13 protein-coding genes are annotated in these 15,296 nt (G+C 42.3%); 7 read left to right on the top strand and 6 right to left on the bottom strand.

Going from position 1 to position 15,296, the window contains the following annotated elements:
* Positions 1 to 5 precede the first annotated feature (5 nt).
* Together VQ643_RS12485 and VQ643_RS12490 are read right to left on the bottom strand one after the other, a co-directional pair.
* Complete coding sequence (locus VQ643_RS12485; protein ID WP_414200131.1) at positions 6 to 491, bottom strand: hypothetical protein; 486 nt, start codon at positions 489 to 491, stop codon at positions 6 to 8.
* A 487-nt stretch (positions 492 to 978) separates the two neighbouring features.
* A complete protein-coding gene (locus VQ643_RS12490) occupies positions 979 to 2,280 on the bottom strand; it encodes a ferric reductase-like transmembrane domain-containing protein (protein WP_414200132.1) in 1,302 nt (433 codons plus the stop codon).
* A 520-nt stretch (positions 2,281 to 2,800) separates the two neighbouring features.
* On the opposite strand from VQ643_RS12490, the gene VQ643_RS12495 reads away from it, so the two are divergent.
* Both VQ643_RS12495 and VQ643_RS12500 read left to right on the top strand, forming a co-directional pair.
* Positions 2,801 to 4,273 (top strand): DUF3360 family protein, encoded by a 1,473-nt coding sequence (locus VQ643_RS12495; RefSeq protein ID WP_414200133.1) that lies wholly within the window; start codon positions 2,801 to 2,803, stop codon positions 4,271 to 4,273.
* A 14-nt stretch (positions 4,274 to 4,287) separates the two neighbouring features.
* Positions 4,288 to 4,728 (top strand): OsmC family protein, encoded by a 441-nt coding sequence (locus VQ643_RS12500; protein WP_414200134.1) that lies wholly within the window; start codon positions 4,288 to 4,290, stop codon positions 4,726 to 4,728.
* Between the two features lie 28 nt (positions 4,729 to 4,756).
* Here VQ643_RS12500 and VQ643_RS12505 read toward each other — a convergent pair whose 3' ends face one another.
* The gene (locus VQ643_RS12505; protein ID WP_414200135.1) at positions 4,757 to 5,197 is read right to left on the bottom strand and encodes a GNAT family N-acetyltransferase; all 441 of its coding nucleotides are present in this window, start codon (positions 5,195 to 5,197) and stop codon (positions 4,757 to 4,759) included.
* A 114-nt stretch (positions 5,198 to 5,311) separates the two neighbouring features.
* Entirely contained in the window at positions 5,312 to 5,755 is a 444-nt protein-coding gene (locus VQ643_RS12510) for a c-type cytochrome (protein WP_414200136.1), read from the bottom strand.
* A 260-nt stretch (positions 5,756 to 6,015) separates the two neighbouring features.
* Between VQ643_RS12510 and ccoG the strand changes: the two genes are divergently transcribed.
* Complete coding sequence (gene ccoG, locus VQ643_RS12515) at positions 6,016 to 7,401, top strand: cytochrome c oxidase accessory protein CcoG (RefSeq protein WP_414200137.1); 1,386 nt, start codon at positions 6,016 to 6,018, stop codon at positions 7,399 to 7,401.
* 5 nt (positions 7,402 to 7,406) lie between these two features.
* Positions 7,407 to 8,825, top strand: coding sequence for a PLP-dependent aminotransferase family protein (locus VQ643_RS12520; protein ID WP_414200138.1), 1,419 nt, complete (start codon positions 7,407 to 7,409; stop codon positions 8,823 to 8,825).
* Here the strand turns inward: VQ643_RS12520 and VQ643_RS12525 are convergent.
* Together VQ643_RS12525 and VQ643_RS12530 are read right to left on the bottom strand one after the other, a co-directional pair.
* Positions 8,822 to 9,205 carry an MAPEG family protein gene (locus VQ643_RS12525; protein ID WP_414200139.1) on the bottom strand — a complete coding sequence of 128 codons (384 nt, stop codon included), beginning with the start codon at positions 9,203 to 9,205 and terminating at the stop codon, positions 8,822 to 8,824. The genes VQ643_RS12520 and VQ643_RS12525 overlap by 4 nt on opposite strands.
* On the bottom strand, positions 9,202 to 9,624 hold the full coding sequence (locus tag VQ643_RS12530; protein WP_414200140.1) for a hypothetical protein: 423 nt from the start codon (positions 9,622 to 9,624) through the stop codon (positions 9,202 to 9,204). Before VQ643_RS12530 ends, VQ643_RS12525 begins: the two co-directional genes overlap by 4 nt.
* Before the next feature lie 405 nt (positions 9,625 to 10,029).
* Between VQ643_RS12530 and metF the strand changes: the two genes are divergently transcribed.
* The 3 genes from metF (at position 10,030) to VQ643_RS12545 (ending at position 15,241) form a co-directional block, all read left to right on the top strand.
* Positions 10,030 to 10,875: a methylenetetrahydrofolate reductase [NAD(P)H] gene (metF, locus tag VQ643_RS12535; protein ID WP_414200141.1), complete on the top strand. Its 846-nt coding sequence runs from the start codon at positions 10,030 to 10,032 to the stop codon at positions 10,873 to 10,875.
* A gap of 177 nt (positions 10,876 to 11,052) precedes the next feature.
* Positions 11,053 to 13,062 (top strand): DEAD/DEAH box helicase, encoded by a 2,010-nt coding sequence (locus VQ643_RS12540; protein ID WP_414200142.1) that lies wholly within the window; start codon positions 11,053 to 11,055, stop codon positions 13,060 to 13,062.
* 217 nt (positions 13,063 to 13,279) lie between these two features.
* A complete protein-coding gene (locus VQ643_RS12545) occupies positions 13,280 to 15,241 on the top strand; it encodes a BCCT family transporter (protein WP_414200143.1) in 1,962 nt (653 codons plus the stop codon).
* Positions 15,242 to 15,296 lie beyond the last annotated feature (55 nt).

Consider the following 15,296-nt stretch of genomic DNA (forward strand, 5'->3'; position numbering starts at 1 on the left):
ATTTATTATTCCCAACGAATAATAAAATCCTTAAAGTTAATATCTGAATTTGAGCCTAAACATGAAAACTGCAATATATATTTTCTGCTTTCTTCAGAGAGTTTCGGGTTCATTAAACTGCTTTTAATTTCATTAGGATAAGTGCATGTCATATGTTCATGATCGCGCTTTACTAGTGCACCCAGATTATGCTTCATCGTGGTACTGGTTAGAAAACTAAAAACCCCAACTTCTGGATGCTCAAGGTAGAGAGTTTCGTCAAGTCTACGAATATGCTCGCTTTGAAGATAATTTAAACTCTTAATAAAGTATTTACGCGCTTGTTCTGGGTCTGTACTTCTAATATTTCTCGCCAAATAGTAATAAGCTACCATCAACGCGATGACTTGGGCGATACTTTTCGGATCAGCTTGCCAGCTTTCTATCACTATGTTGCTGCTCAGTAATATATTTACTTCATCGTTTAGAAAGTTGCCCCAAACATACACCATTGAGCACACCCTCAGTATGCAATAGGCGCTGGCTTGTGCATCCTTGTTTTAAATCAGCTATTGTCGCTCTTTTTTGCCGCTTGTCAGGCTTTTTCTTCCTCTGATATTTTGTAGAATTTAGGCGACAAATAAGGCAGCAAGTAAATAGGCTGAAAACTATTATCACCACACGCAGTTAATGTGTTGAGTAGAAAATAACCAAACAAATCTGGATTTTTATCTTCATCAGAAAACAATCTTCTATTATTGTGCAACCAAAGCTGCACAGGCTATTTTTACTTCGTCAATATTTAGTATTGCATACAATGCAATGTGCAAAATGCGGGTTTGATAGGTTTTGCCTTTTTGCTTGGTATAAGTTAGGTAAAGCGCTTTTTAAAAGCTAATGAGTTTTATTAGTTTTATATAAAAACGACAACGTATTAACGTAATAACCTGCAAATAAACACAAAATCCCGCCTAAGCGGGATTTTTAGTGTTTACGGCCTTAGCGGATTTCAAAGTATTCGTTATGGAATAATGCTAAATCACGCCCTGCTTTTTGCATTCCAGTTTTAATGGCTTTGGCAAAACCGCTTGGGCCGCAGAACCAGATTGGGGTGTTTTGTGCGGTGCCTTGTAGCAATTTATCAGCAGTTAAATAACCTTCTTGTTCGCTGTAATGAATAACTAATGTAATGTTATCAATAGTTTCTGTTAGGGCTTGTAATCGTTTTGCATAAACCCCCTCTTGCTCATTATTTGCACAATAATGCAGTGTCACTTTTGGGGCTTTTTCAGGTTGTTCTTGTAACCCTTCAAGCCAAGCAATAAATGGCGTTACACCAATGCCTGCCGCTACCCATAGTTGCTCTGTTTGGCTGTTTTCATTGTAGCTAAAACAACCGTATGGACCTTCTACTTCAACCTTATCCCCTACTTTTACACTGTGATATAACAAGGTGGTGTCATCACCTAATGATTTAATCGCAAAACGCACTCGGCCATCGTGTTTATCTGCGCTACTAATAGTAAAAGGATGCTGCTCACCTAAAGCTGTGTGTTTTATAAATGCGAACTGCCCTTGGGTATGATGCCAGTTCTTACCTAAATTACAGGTTATTTCTACAATTCCATTTGCCAATTGTTCTACAGACTCTACTTTTCCAGAAAATCTGCGCTGCGCTCCAATGCGTCCAAAGATAGCTATAACTGCACAGTAACTGCCCAATAATGAGCAAACAGCCATAAACATCCCTATAGGTTGCAACCACCATTCGGACGGGCTTAGAACAACGCCGTGGAATACAATGACTAAGAAAAATGCGCTTAAGCTTTTATGAATAATGCGCCATTTGTCATACGGAAATTTTTTCCATAGCGTAATCACCAGCATAGCTATTGAAAAGTAAACAGCCCATTCACCTAAGTCTTTCGCGGCTCCACGAAAGATATCCAAGAACCAGTCCTCACGCGGTCCTTTAGCGCCGCGCTCGACGTATAAAATCAAAATATCCTTGCTTAATTTGATTAAGTAATGCACAACGCCTAAGGAAATAGCCCAAATACCTGCCCATTTATGCAGGCGGTACATTTTATCTAGGCCATTTAAAGGGTTTTCTAACCATTTAGGACGTATCGCTAGCAACATAATCAGCGACATATAGGCAAAAGAAGCAACGCCAGTGACATAAATAAGCTGTTTGCGCCAAAACCAAATATCCATGTTGGTATTTTCTGGCAGTAACAAAAGGCTTATACCCCATATCAATAGGCTAACTACGCCTGTTCCCCACATCAATTTTTTCATTTCATCCTCACTTACTTAAGCGCACCTGAGTGTCTGCTTAACCTTATAGTTGATGTGGTTATGTTAGGCCTCTTAACTTAATCAAAGCTTAATTTATATTTCAAAGAAAAAGGGGAGTCGTTTTTATTTAAAAAAATTATTACAAAGGTAGTTTTACTAATTTTTTTTAATGTTTTTCTTTATAAAATGTAGTTTTACAACATATCTTTTTATAGATTTAGTACCACTGGGTAAGCCAAACGCTGCTAATTTACTGGCTTACAGCTAAATTCTATAAATTAGTTAGCTGCCTAACCTATCTTGCGACAAAGGTAAACCCTGTCCGAAAGCAGCATTGTTAAGCGCTAAAGTTCAATTCAGCATGTTGTCCATTCTTGAGCTAATTTTCATTGGCTCATTCTTATAGGCGAATGTTCGCCACTCATAACAACAACAATATTTTGATTGAACCATTACCTAAGCCGTCTTTGCGGCTTGGGTTTTAGTTCGTGCTTAACAACCCAATTAGAAGTACAAAACAATGAGTGACAAGCAAGAAGTAAGCTATAACGAGCAACACCAACCCAGCAGTAGCTTTGCCACGCGTAAAGACTACTTAGAACATGAATTAAGCATCATGGCACCTAAACGCTGGCGTCCTAACTGGCCTTTTAAAGATTATCGTTTTGAATATGAAGACTGGGTTCCTGCACTCGCAGCAACCATCGGCAAGATTGTTATGGTGGCTGCTATTGTTGCTGCTTTTGCCGTACCTTTAGGCCTAAGCGCTGGCTTTATTAGTGAGAATACACGTTTTGAATTAATCATAGTTACCTTGTTTGTACTGCTCTTTTCCGGATTTTTTAATCCAAGAGCTAACCTTGCGGGGACACATGGTCCATTAATTCCGCTTATTCCATTAATTATTGCCGCAGGTGGTCATCCTCTTGCTTTAGGCTTATTAATTGGCTTGTTCGGATTTTTCCTTGGTTTGTTCCGTGGTGGTAGTTTGCTAGCACGTTTAACCAGTGACGGAGTCTGTGGCGGTCTATTGCTATACCTTGGTTTTATTGGCGTTACAGGTCAGATTAAACAGCTCTATACCTGGGCCAATGGCATGGATATGGGCTATATCGCCTTTGTCGTTATTTTATCGACCATTGTCCTTTATGCCTATTTAGAACACTTAGGCAAACGCTGGCTAGCCATTCCATTATGTTCAACAATGGCGGGCTTGATTGCCTTTGCATTGGGTGCACATTTTGAATTTAATACCTTGCCTGGCATACCCAACATGAACCCAGCTTACTGGTGGGGAGAAGGTACTGGCTGGCAAATTGGCTTACCTAGTTTAGAGCACTTTATTGCTGTAACACCTTTTGCCATCCTAGCCGTTGCTATGTGGTCGCCGGACTTTTTAGGACATCGTATTTTCCAGCAAATTAACTATCCGAAGAATACGGACAGGGTGCTGATGAATATTGATGACACCATGTGTATTGCTGCAGCGCGTCAAGCTATTGGTACAGCCTTAGGTGGCGGTAATGTAGCATCTTCATGGGGTACTTATATGATACCTGCAGCTATTGCTAAACGCCCTATTCCAGCAGGTGCCATATTAACAGGGCTGCTATGCCTAGCTGCGGCTTTCTTAGGCTACCCAATCGACCTTGCTATTTGGCCTCCTGTAATGAGCATTGCCTTACTTGTAGGGGTATTTATTCCATTACTGGAAGCAGGTATGCAAATGACCCGCGAAGGAAAAACCTCACAGTCGGCGGCCATCGTAGTTTTTAGCTCCGCTTTAGTGAACCCTGCATTTGGTTGGTCATTAACCATGCTGCTAGATAACCTTGGCATTATTGGCGATAAAGAACGTGGGCAAAAACTAAGCCGTACTGATCGTTGGATTATTCCAAGTATCATGTTTATTTTATTAACATTAATTATGGCATGTATCGGTATGCTGCCCGGCATTCCTGCCTTAATTGAATCTTTCCGCGCACTGCATTAATAGGTAGTAATAAAATGGCTGTAGAAATCTTTAGCGCCCAAGCTCAAGCATTATCTGGTTTACAAGTAAAATGCACATCGCGTCAATTCAGTATGCTGCTTGATGAGCCTAGTCATTTAGGTGGGACAGATCAGGGAATGAATCCTGTAGAAGCATTACTTTGTAGTTTGGCAGCCTGCAAAGTGATTGTGGCTAAAGCTTTTGCGCCCTTTCATCAGATTAACCTAAAAAGTTTACGCATTAAGATAGAAGGCGAGCTAGATCCTGATGGCTTCCTGGGTAAAAATAAAACCGCAAAAATTGGTTTTAGCCAAATCCATACGCAGTTTTTTATTGAAGCCGACAATACTCCAGAGCAGATTCAACGTTTTATTAACTTCGTAAATAGCAACTGCCCTGTACACGACAGCTTAGCTAACGCACCCTGCTTCACCTCTGAGCTACACTTAGCATAAATTAAGGGGCTAAAAAGCCCCTTAATTTTTATAGTGTGTAACTTGCTAGTTCTTCACCCCACTCAGCCATACCCTGTACCTTAAAGCCTAGTTTGAGGTACAGCCGCTTAGCTGCAATGTTTTCAGGCGCATAGCCTAGCATAATAGAAGGAATAGCCATTTTATTCTGTCGCTGGATATCCTCTATGACAGCTTGCATTGCTAAGCTTCCCAAGCCTTTTTGTTGGTAAGCTTTGTCTAGCATGAAACGATAGATCCAATAATTACCATCATCGTTATCAATGCCATACATCGCAAACCCGACTAAGGTTCCTTGGTAATAGATAGCTTTGCCGCAAAAGTTTGGCAAAAACTGTAATTGGGCAATGGAGTATAGGTTTGAAGCAATAAAATCTTCTTGCTCACTTGTTACTTCCAGCTCTGTACAGGCTTCCCAATTTTGCGCATTAATTTCTTCTAAAATAATCACTTATCTTCTCCAAGGTAGAGAAGCCAAGTTCTCTACCTATTACATTTGTTTTAGGGGTAACACTAAGAAATTGATTAACATAGGGACATCTCCTTACTCATAGTGGTTGTGTTTTTAATACTGACGAAAAGCTTTATGACAAGTGCTGCAAGCCTGCTCCATTTGGTCAGTACGTAACTGCAATGCACTTATATTAATAGGGCGCTGTTGCGCGGTAGTTACTAAAGCGGCTGTGGCCTTTTCCATGTCATCAGCAAGGCGCATAAACTTCTCTTTTTCTTGCCAGATATCACCTTTAGCCACGTTTTTTTCATCGCCTTGATGCTCAAAATATTGCCACGGTGTGCGTGTGATTTTATCTAAACTTTCGGCTTTAGCTAAGAAACTGTCTTCATTAAAGTGCAGGCGACCACGCATCATGCCACCTAAATCTTCACTTTCTTTAAGCATTTCCTTGAAAATGGCCTGACGTTTACCTTCTGGAGAATTAGGATCAACACCACCACAGGCGACCAAGCCTAACAATGCAGCTAACACAAAATAATGTTTAAATGACATAGTAATTAATCTCATAGGCTAGATACAAAACATGCGCAAGTATCAATGCTTTACCAATAGAAACCAAGTGCAAGCGCAAAGATTTACAAAAAACCACACAAAACTTTGTCTTAAGTTCAGCTTCTCTTAATCTAGCGCCTTTGTATAAACTGATAACACATCCTCATCTGCTATGCTTTTTTTATAAAAATCTGCTGCTGTTATTCATAACAGATTATCTTCACTATGCCGCTGTCGTTTAGCCATATTGGGGTAAGGTCATGGGCCAGCAAATTCCCGTTGTACAAATAGAAACACCGAAAAAAAATAAAAAGAACAGCACCAGCATTGTTACTCGTAGCTACACCGGTCTATTTCGCAACGTTCGCTTGCTATTTACAGGTTTTCTACTGGCTATTTTCTTCTTCATTCCATGGATAAATTGGAATGACAGGCAAAGCGTACTATGGGACTTTCCTAATGGGCGTTTCTATATTTTTAACACTACATTCTGGCCACAAGATTTTATTTTGCTTTCGGCGCTATTAATCATATGTGCCTTTGGTTTATTTTTTCTGACTGTTTTAGCTGGACGCGTGTGGTGCGGCTATAGCTGCCCTCAAAGTGTGTGGACTTGGATTTTTTTACGAATCGAACACCTAACACAAGGTGAGCGTAATCAACGTATTAAATTACAAAACGCACCTTGGTCTGTAAATAAAGCTATTCGTGTTTTTGCAAAGCATTTTTTATGGTTGCTCGTAGGTCTAATCAGCGCTGTAACCTTCGTTGGTTACTTCACTCCCATTCGTGAATTAAGCGTAAACTTAATGCAGTTTCAAGCCACGGCGCTCAGTGTTTTTTGGGTCTTTTTCTTCACCTTAGGCACCTATTTAGCTGCTGGCTTTCTACGTGAAAAAGTCTGCACCCACATGTGCCCTTACTCGCGCTTCCAAAGCGTTATGTTTGATGACAGTACTTTATTAGTGAGCTATGACGCCAAGCGTGGTGAGCCACGAGGTACACGTAAAAAGGGTCAGGAAACTGAAACTATGGGCTCTTGTATTGACTGCACCCTGTGCGTTCAAGTATGCCCAACAGGCATTGATATTCGTGACGGCTTACAACTGGGCTGTATCAACTGTGGTGCTTGTGTGGATGTATGTAACGAAGTGATGGATAAGATGAATTATCCGCGTGACCTTATAAGCTATACATCTGAACGCGCGCTTGCCGGCGGCAAAACACATTTTTTACGGCCTCGCTTAGTGGGTTACGCTATCACTTTATTGGTGATGTTTATTGGTTTAGGCTGGGGCTTGAGTGAACGTGCACCTATGCGTATGGATGTTATTAAAGATCGCACCATGTTCCGCGAAAATCTTGATGGTTATTACGAAAACACCTATATGATTAAGGTTATTAATAAAACACAAGAACCACGCTCTTACCAAATCAGCTTAAAAGATGCACCACATTTTCAGTTAAACAAAGAGCATATATTGAGTTTACAGCCTGGGGAAATTGGTCATTTGCCTGTGACTGTTACACAAACTCAAGCACTCACTGAAAGCTTTGTGCCTGTAGTCTTTGCCGTACATGATATTGCTAAGCCAGAGTACGTACTCACTACCAAAAATAACTTTACCGCACCTGTAGGACAGTAATCAGCATGAAGCGCTACGAACAATTTGCCGAAGAAATTGCTGCCTTAATCCGCAATGGCGTACTGGCGGCGGGAGAAAAAGCGCCTTCAGTTCGACAAGCTAGCCGCATTTATGGCATTAGCCAATCAACGGTTTTTCAAGCCTATTACCTGCTTGAAAGCAAAGGATTGTTAGTAGCGCAAGAACGCTCTGGTTATTTTGTACGGGCACAACAACAGGCCCCCTTAGATGAGCCTAAGGTGTATAGCCAATCCTTAGAAAGCCACGAGGTAGCCGTTAGTGAGCTGATTTTTTCAGTGCTCAACTCATTACGTGACCCTAATACTGTTCCTTTTGGCTCTGCTTTTCCTGACCCCAGCTTATACCCTTTAGCACGCTTAGCCAGTTGCCTTTCACGCAGTATGAAGCAAATGCCAGAGCATGAAATCGTCAGCGATATGACAGATGGGAACTCTGAGTTACGCCGACAAATTGCTTTACGCTATAGCCAAATTGGCATGTTGCTGGCTCCGCATGAGTTAGTTATCACCAATGGCGCAATGGAGGCTCTGAGTTTATGTTTACAAAGCGTTACTCAAGCAGGTGATTTAGTTGCTATCGAATCGCCTACTTTTTATGCATGTTTGCAAATGCTTGAGCGACTACAGCTTAAAGCCGTAGAAATCCCTGTGCATCCACGTGATGGCATAGATTTAACGGCATTAGCTAACGCCTTAGAAAAACTACCTATTAAAGCCTGCTGGTTTATGCCTACTTTGCAAAATCCAATTGGTGCCACTATGAGCAATGAGCGCAAGCAGCAGCTTTATAAGCTCTTACAACAACATCAAGTACCTTTAATTGAAGACGATGTTTATAGCGAGCTGTATTTTGGCAACACGCCTAATCAACCTGTGAAACGCTATGACCAGCAAGGACTGGTGATGCATTGTGGTTCATTTTCTAAATGTTTAGCCCCAGGTTATCGCATTGGTTGGGTAGCTGGCGGGCAGTTCACTGAGCGCATCAAAAAACTCCGCTTAATGACCACGATTTCACCAGCAGTGCCATCTCAAGCGGCCATTGCAGACTACTTACAGCATGGTGGCTACGATTTACACTTACGCCGTTTACGCAACACCTTAGAAGTACAGCAAGGACAAATGCTAGCGGCCATTGCTCGTTATTTTCCTGCAGAAGCCCGTGTTAGTCGCCCACAAGGCAGCTATTTCCTATGGGTAGAACTACCAGAAGCCGTAGATTCTTTATATTTATTTCAACAGGCATTAAACAAAGGCATTAGTTTAGCGCCAGGTCCTATTTTTTCAGCCAGTGAAAAGTTTAGACACTGCATTCGCTTAAGCTATGGTTATCCTTGGGATGAACGTAGCGAGAAAGCTATTGCGCAACTAGGACTGTTAGTTACGCAACAACTAAAAAGTTAAATCCCAACGAGGAACAGGCTCACTATTATCAAAAGCCCTAGTGTCCAAATGATTGAGCGTACAAGTGCCCAATCTAATAAGTAGCACATAAAGTACACTACGCGGCTAATCACAAAAGTCACTGCTAGGGTATCAATCAAAACAGGGTTAACTTTTGCTAAATAGCTCGCAATAATCACTGCGGCCGCAAAAAACGGAGCTATTTCAAAGCTATTAAGCTGAATATTATGCGCGCGTTTAGCAATGCCCTGTACTTGCTCTAAAAAAGCGCGTGGATCATGATTTGCCTTCAGAGGCATCTTACCTAATATTTTAGCTAGCAAGGTGCCCGCATAGGGCATTAAAAAAACAATAAGTACACACCATAATGCTGTTGTCATAGTTTTAAATCCTTGGCGTTAAAGAAACTGAGATAGCGTAAGTAACTTAATAATTTATAGAGTAAAACAGGAATTATTAAATAGAGCCCTTTAACAATTAAGAACAGCATAAAGGCAATATTCAAAATAAAAGCGCATTTTCTTAAGCCAACATAGCGTGGTCGCTTACTCACTAAAACATCTAACAACAAGTTTAAAACCAACAAGCCTACAAAGCTCAAGAACAAGGAATTGCCAAGCACTTGCCCAAGCATTTGCCAACTCATTGGCTGCTTTTGTGTAGTAGAAAGATAAGCCAATTGTGACCATAGTAGTAATGGTACTAATAAAAGTAGATTGCTCAGACCATAAATACTATTGCGACGAGCGGTATGCTGAAGCAGCTCTACACGGCTTAATTGTACTTCTGACGCTTCCATTTTTTACCCGAAATAATACCCAAAACTAGCCCATATAGCTTACCTGCTCTTGCCCAAAAAAGTTATAAAAAGGTTAAAAATCTCAAGCTAAAGACTACTCAAGTCATACTTTTAACAAAACAAAAAAATATAACTATATAGCTTTTTATAATTGTTTGGTTATATCCAATGACTGTAATCTAGCTTCAAGCTATCTCAAGGTAAGCCGAAAAACTGCTATAGCATTTTTCATAGAGAGATTGAAAAAAGATACATTGAGTTTAAATCGGCAAAAAACGTATCGTAAAGCCGCAAAGAAATAACTCAAACTGACAACATATACCGTGATTATGCTTTTAATCGGTCAAAAACTAATTTTATAAGCAACAAGTTAGCCAGTTTCTGCTGGAGATAAAGGACGAAATGATGAGTAGCACACGCCAATTTAGCTTTGAATTTTTCCCCACCAAAACCGATGCTGGTCATGAAAAGCTAATGCAAACTGCTGCGCATTTAGCTACTTATAACCCTAACTATTTTTCCTGTACTTATGGTGCAGGTGGTTCTACCCGTGATCGCACTATAGATACAGTAAAACACTTAAATGATGTAATTAAGGTGTCTACTGCACCCCATCTTTCCTGTGTTGGCGATACCAAAGCCGATCTTCGTCAATTGTTAACTATGTATAAAAACTCAGGAATTAATCGCCTTGTAGCATTACGTGGTGACCTACCTTCTGGTATGGGAATGGCAAGCGGAGAGTTGCGTTATGCCAATGAATTAGTGGAATTTGTCAGAAAAGAGACAGATGACCACTTTACTATTGCCGTCGCTGCTTATCCCGAAATGCACCCACAAGCCCGCAATTTCGAAGAAGATCTACGCAATTTCGCGACAAAAGTAAAAGCAGGCGCGAATATCGCAATCACGCAATACTTTTTTAATGCAGATTGCTACTTCTATTTTGTTGAACGAGTGCGTAAACTCGGCATCGAAATCCCGATCGTTCCAGGCATTATGCCGATCACCAATTACACCCGACTGGCTCGTTTCTCCGATGCCTGTGGTGCTGAAATGCCACGCTGGGTTCGTAAACAACTAGAAGCATATGGCGACGATACCAAAAGTATTAAAGCCTTTGGCGAACAAGTGATCAGTGAAATGTGTGAGCGCCTACTTCAAGGCGGCGCACCCGGCCTACATTTTTATACTCTTAACCAAGCCGAGCCAAGTTTAGCGATCTGGGAAAATCTAAAGCTTCCACGCTGAGATTTATGAGCCTGCTCTGTTGCAGGCTCCCCACTAGCTACGTGCCTCCATTCGGATATCCGCCCAGCGCAGGACGGTTGTCGCGAATAGGGTGTGCTTTTTGAGCAATACACCAGTACGCAGCATTTGAACATAGCGCCCCAACGTCGGCGGGTCGCCGACAGACAGGAAGACTGCATGTCATTTGCTTCCCTAGGTTTATCTGAAGCCTTGGTGAACGCTGTGTCAGCTGCGGGATATACGCAACCGACACCAGTACAACTCCAAGCTATCCCTGCGGTATTAAAAGGTAGGGACTTGATGGTGGCAGCACAGACTGGCACCGGTAAAACAGGCGGATTTGCCTTACCTATTCTTGAACATATTTTCCCTGGTGGACGTGTTATTGAACGTCGCCATCGCAAGCGCCAGCCACATACATTAGTACTGGCTCCTACGCGTGAATTAGCAGCACAAGTGCATGACAGCTTTGTTCTGTATGCACAAAACTTACCTTTAGTCAGTGCTTGCATCTTTGGCGGCGTAGGTATGACAGCCCAAATTAAGGCTATCGCTAAAGGCGTTGATGTTTTAGTGGCTTGCCCTGGTCGCTTACTCGACTTAGCCTCACAGGACAAAGTTGATCTTTCAGCAGTTGAAATTTTAGTGCTTGATGAAGCTGACCGCATGTTAGATATGGGCTTTATTCATGATGTAAAGAAAGTATTAAAACTACTGCCAGAACAACGCCAAAATTTACTATTCTCGGCTACCTTCTCAAACGACATCATTAGGTTAGCGAATAATCTTTTGCACGAACCGCAACGTATTGAAGTCACACCTCCTAATACTACGGTAGAGCGTATTGATCAGTTTGTTTATCGCTTACCTGCTACGCAAAAACGCCAACTCTTAGCGCACTTAGTGACCCAAGGTAACTGGGAACAAGTATTAGTATTTACACGCACTAAACATGGCGCTAATCGCTTAGCTGAATACCTTAACAAAGCAGGTTTACCCGCAGCCGCCATTCATGGCAATAAAAGCCAAAATGCACGCACTAAAGCTTTAGCGGATTTTAAATCTGGCGAGTTACGTATTCTTGTAGCTACCGATATTGCTGCCCGCGGCTTGGATATTGACCAACTACCCTATGTAGTGAACTTTGAATTGCCCAACGTCGAAGAAGACTATGTGCATCGTATTGGCCGTACAGGCCGCGCTGGGCGCAATGGTCATGCGATTTCCCTTGTTAGTGGCAGCGAAGAACGCCTGCTACACAGCATAGAACGCCTTACAAAACAAACGATTACTGCTGGCGACACAATGAATTTTGTGCCGTCAGAGGAACCCAAAGACTCCGAACCTAAAACTGAAAAACGTCCACATATGGTCCGCACTCCTCGCAATCATCTGCGTAAAAATGCGTTTTTACGCAAGCAACGTGAACAAGAACAGCAAGCCCAAACAGGTTCATCAGAAACTGCAGCTGCTCCTGCTAGCCCAAACCATTATGCTACAGAGCAAGCTGAACGCCCTGCACGCAAAACACGTCAATTACGTCAGCCGCGTCGCCAGCAAAATCCTACCCAAAGTAGTGATGAGCAACAGCCTTTTCAACAGCGTCGTAGCTCTAACAATACACGCCCACAGCATAACCAACGGCGCACACCTAACCCCCATCAACAACGTGCAGCAGCGCCGGCTGGACGTGACCCTGAAGTATTTTTAGATGATGCGGTAGATAACTTTGGCAATAGCGTTGATTATGTAAGCCCTTACCAAAAACGCCAACGCGGGCGCCAGCAAGGCAATAGTCAATTTACCAGCAATAACGCTGCACGCGCACCAAGAGGCCAAGCACCTCGTTTAACCAGCCATTTACTGGCAGAAGCAGAAAAAGAGAAGAAAAATAATCCTCGCCAAAACACCACACAAACGGGGCATAAACCTCGTCAGAATAGCCGCCCACAAAATAATAATCGTGGACAGCAAAGTCAGGGGCAGGGACGTTCTACTCGATACAACAACCATTCAACGCAGCAACGTAATAGCTACAATGAACCAGCCCCTGTTAGAGAACAAAGTGCACCTAAGCCTTTGATTATCCGCAAGGGAGAGCGCCTACCAAGCTTAGAACAGCTGGAACAATTAGAGCAGCGACCACGCCGCGAAAAAGCCGCACTTTTAACACGAAGTGACGACTAAAACGAACAAAAGCCCTGAAAAACTCAGGGCTTTTTTCATTTTGTAGTAAAAAAATCAATACTCGCCAAAGGCTTCTATTTAGCGGCTTTCCCCGCTTCACTCAATACATAAAAGCTATGGATTGGAGAGCAAAACTTCAAATAAAGCTATCAATTTGTTACCCTTTTAAGCCTTCCGCCCCCTTGGCGGCCAACCGAATCCAAGGAGTGCTTACCTAATGGAAAGTTCTACCAAAAATAGAACAATCAACCCGCCAGTGTTTTATACATCGGCATTTCTTATCATCGCACTAGTAGTTTATGTGAGTGTTTTCCCTACTAGTTCAAAGCTCGCTTTCTCCCATGTTCAATCATGGATTTTGACCAACGCCAGTTGGTTTTACATTCTTGCCGTTGCGCTTATTTTAATTAGTGTGGTATTTCTAGCTATTAGCCGCTATGGCGATATTAAGCTCGGCCCTGACCACAGTCGCCCTGATTATAGCAATACCACATGGTTTGCCATGCTGTTCTCTGCCGGCATGGGCATTGGGTTAATGTTCTTCGGCGTTGCTGAACCAGTGAAACACTTTTTAGCACCACCTGATGCAGACCCACAGTCAGTTCTAGCCGCGAAAGAAGCATTAAATATCACCTTCTTTCACTGGGGACTTCATGCTTGGGCTATTTACGCCATTGTGGCATTGATTCTTGCCTTTTTTGCGTATCGCCATAATCTACCGCTAACATTACGTTCCGCTTTATACCCACTTATTGGTGACCGCATTTATGGTCCCATTGGGCATGCTGTAGATATCTTTGCCATTTTAGGTACAGTCTTTGGTGTTGCCACTTCATTGGGCTATGGCGTATTACAGATGAATACAGGGCTAAACCAAGTTTTTAGCTCGCTGCCTATTGGCACTACAACGCAAGTTATTCTAATTATTGCTGCTACAGGCTTAGCTACACTTTCTGTCGCTACTGGTTTAGATAAAGGTATCCGTGTTTTATCTGAAGTGAATCTTTGGTTAGCGGTAGGCTTGATGGTATTGGTTTTGGCATTAGGCCCAACTGTATTCTTACTGAAAACCTTTGTGCAAAACACAGGTGCCTACTTATCCGAAATTGTCAGTAAAACCTTTAATCTTTATGCTTATGAACCACAAAACAACGACTGGATTGGTGGCTGGACGCTGCTTTATTGGGGCTGGTGGATTTCCTGGTCGCCTTTCGTTGGTATGTTTATTGCTCGTGTTTCACGTGGCCGTACCATTCGTGAGTTTGTAACAGGCGTACTACTTGTACCAGCCGGTTTCACGTTAATGTGGATGACCTTCTTTGGTGATAGCGCTATTTATATGATTATGCGTGATGGTGCTGTCAACATTGCAGAAGCGGTGAGCAAAGATGCCTCCATTGCCCTATTTGTTTTCTTAGAGCAATTTCCTTTCTCCGCCCTGCTCTCCTTAATTGCGGTATTTATGGTGGTGCTATTCTTTGTTACCTCTGCTGACTCAGGATCACTCGTAATTGATATGCTGGCCTCTGGCGGTAATACCAAAACCCCTGTTTGGCAGCGTATTTTCTGGGCTTCCTCCACAGGTGTAGTTGCCATCACCTTGTTACTCAGTGGCGGGCTGGAGGCGCTACAAACAGCCACCATTGCCAGTGCGCTGCCTTTCTCCATTATTTTGTTAGTTGCCACTTGGGGCTTATTTAAAGCCTTGCGCATAGATTCCACCAAGAAAATACTGCGCCACCAAAGCTATGGACGACAGAATAAACATGATGGTGGTTGGCAACGTCGTTTGCGTAATCTCGTGATGTTCCCTCGCCGTTCTCACGTTAATCGCTTTATTGATGAAGTCGTAGAACCTGCGTTTAATGAAGTTAAAGTCGAGCTAGAGAAGCAAAGCATCACTGTGATTGTGGATAAAACCAAAAGCAACAAGGTGCGTTTAGAGGTGGATCATAATGATGAAGTCAACTTTATCTATGAGGTACGACCACGTGCCTATACGCAACCAAGCTTTATGATTGAGGACGACCAAGAGGATCGTAAATACTTCCGCGCTGAAGTTCATCTAACAGAAGGTGGACAAGACTATGATGTTATGGGCTGGTCACGCGAAGAAATTATTGAAGATATCTTGGATCAATACGAACAACACATGCACTTCCTGCACGTTGTACGCTAAATAATCCTACCACTGATCAGTAAGGCGCTATTTTTTAGCGCCTTTCTTTTGTCTT

Origin of the sequence: Pseudomonas sp. F1_0610 (assembly GCF_047470865.1) — a bacterium.
Lineage (GTDB): Bacteria > Pseudomonadota > Gammaproteobacteria > Pseudomonadales > Pseudomonadaceae > JAZDRH01.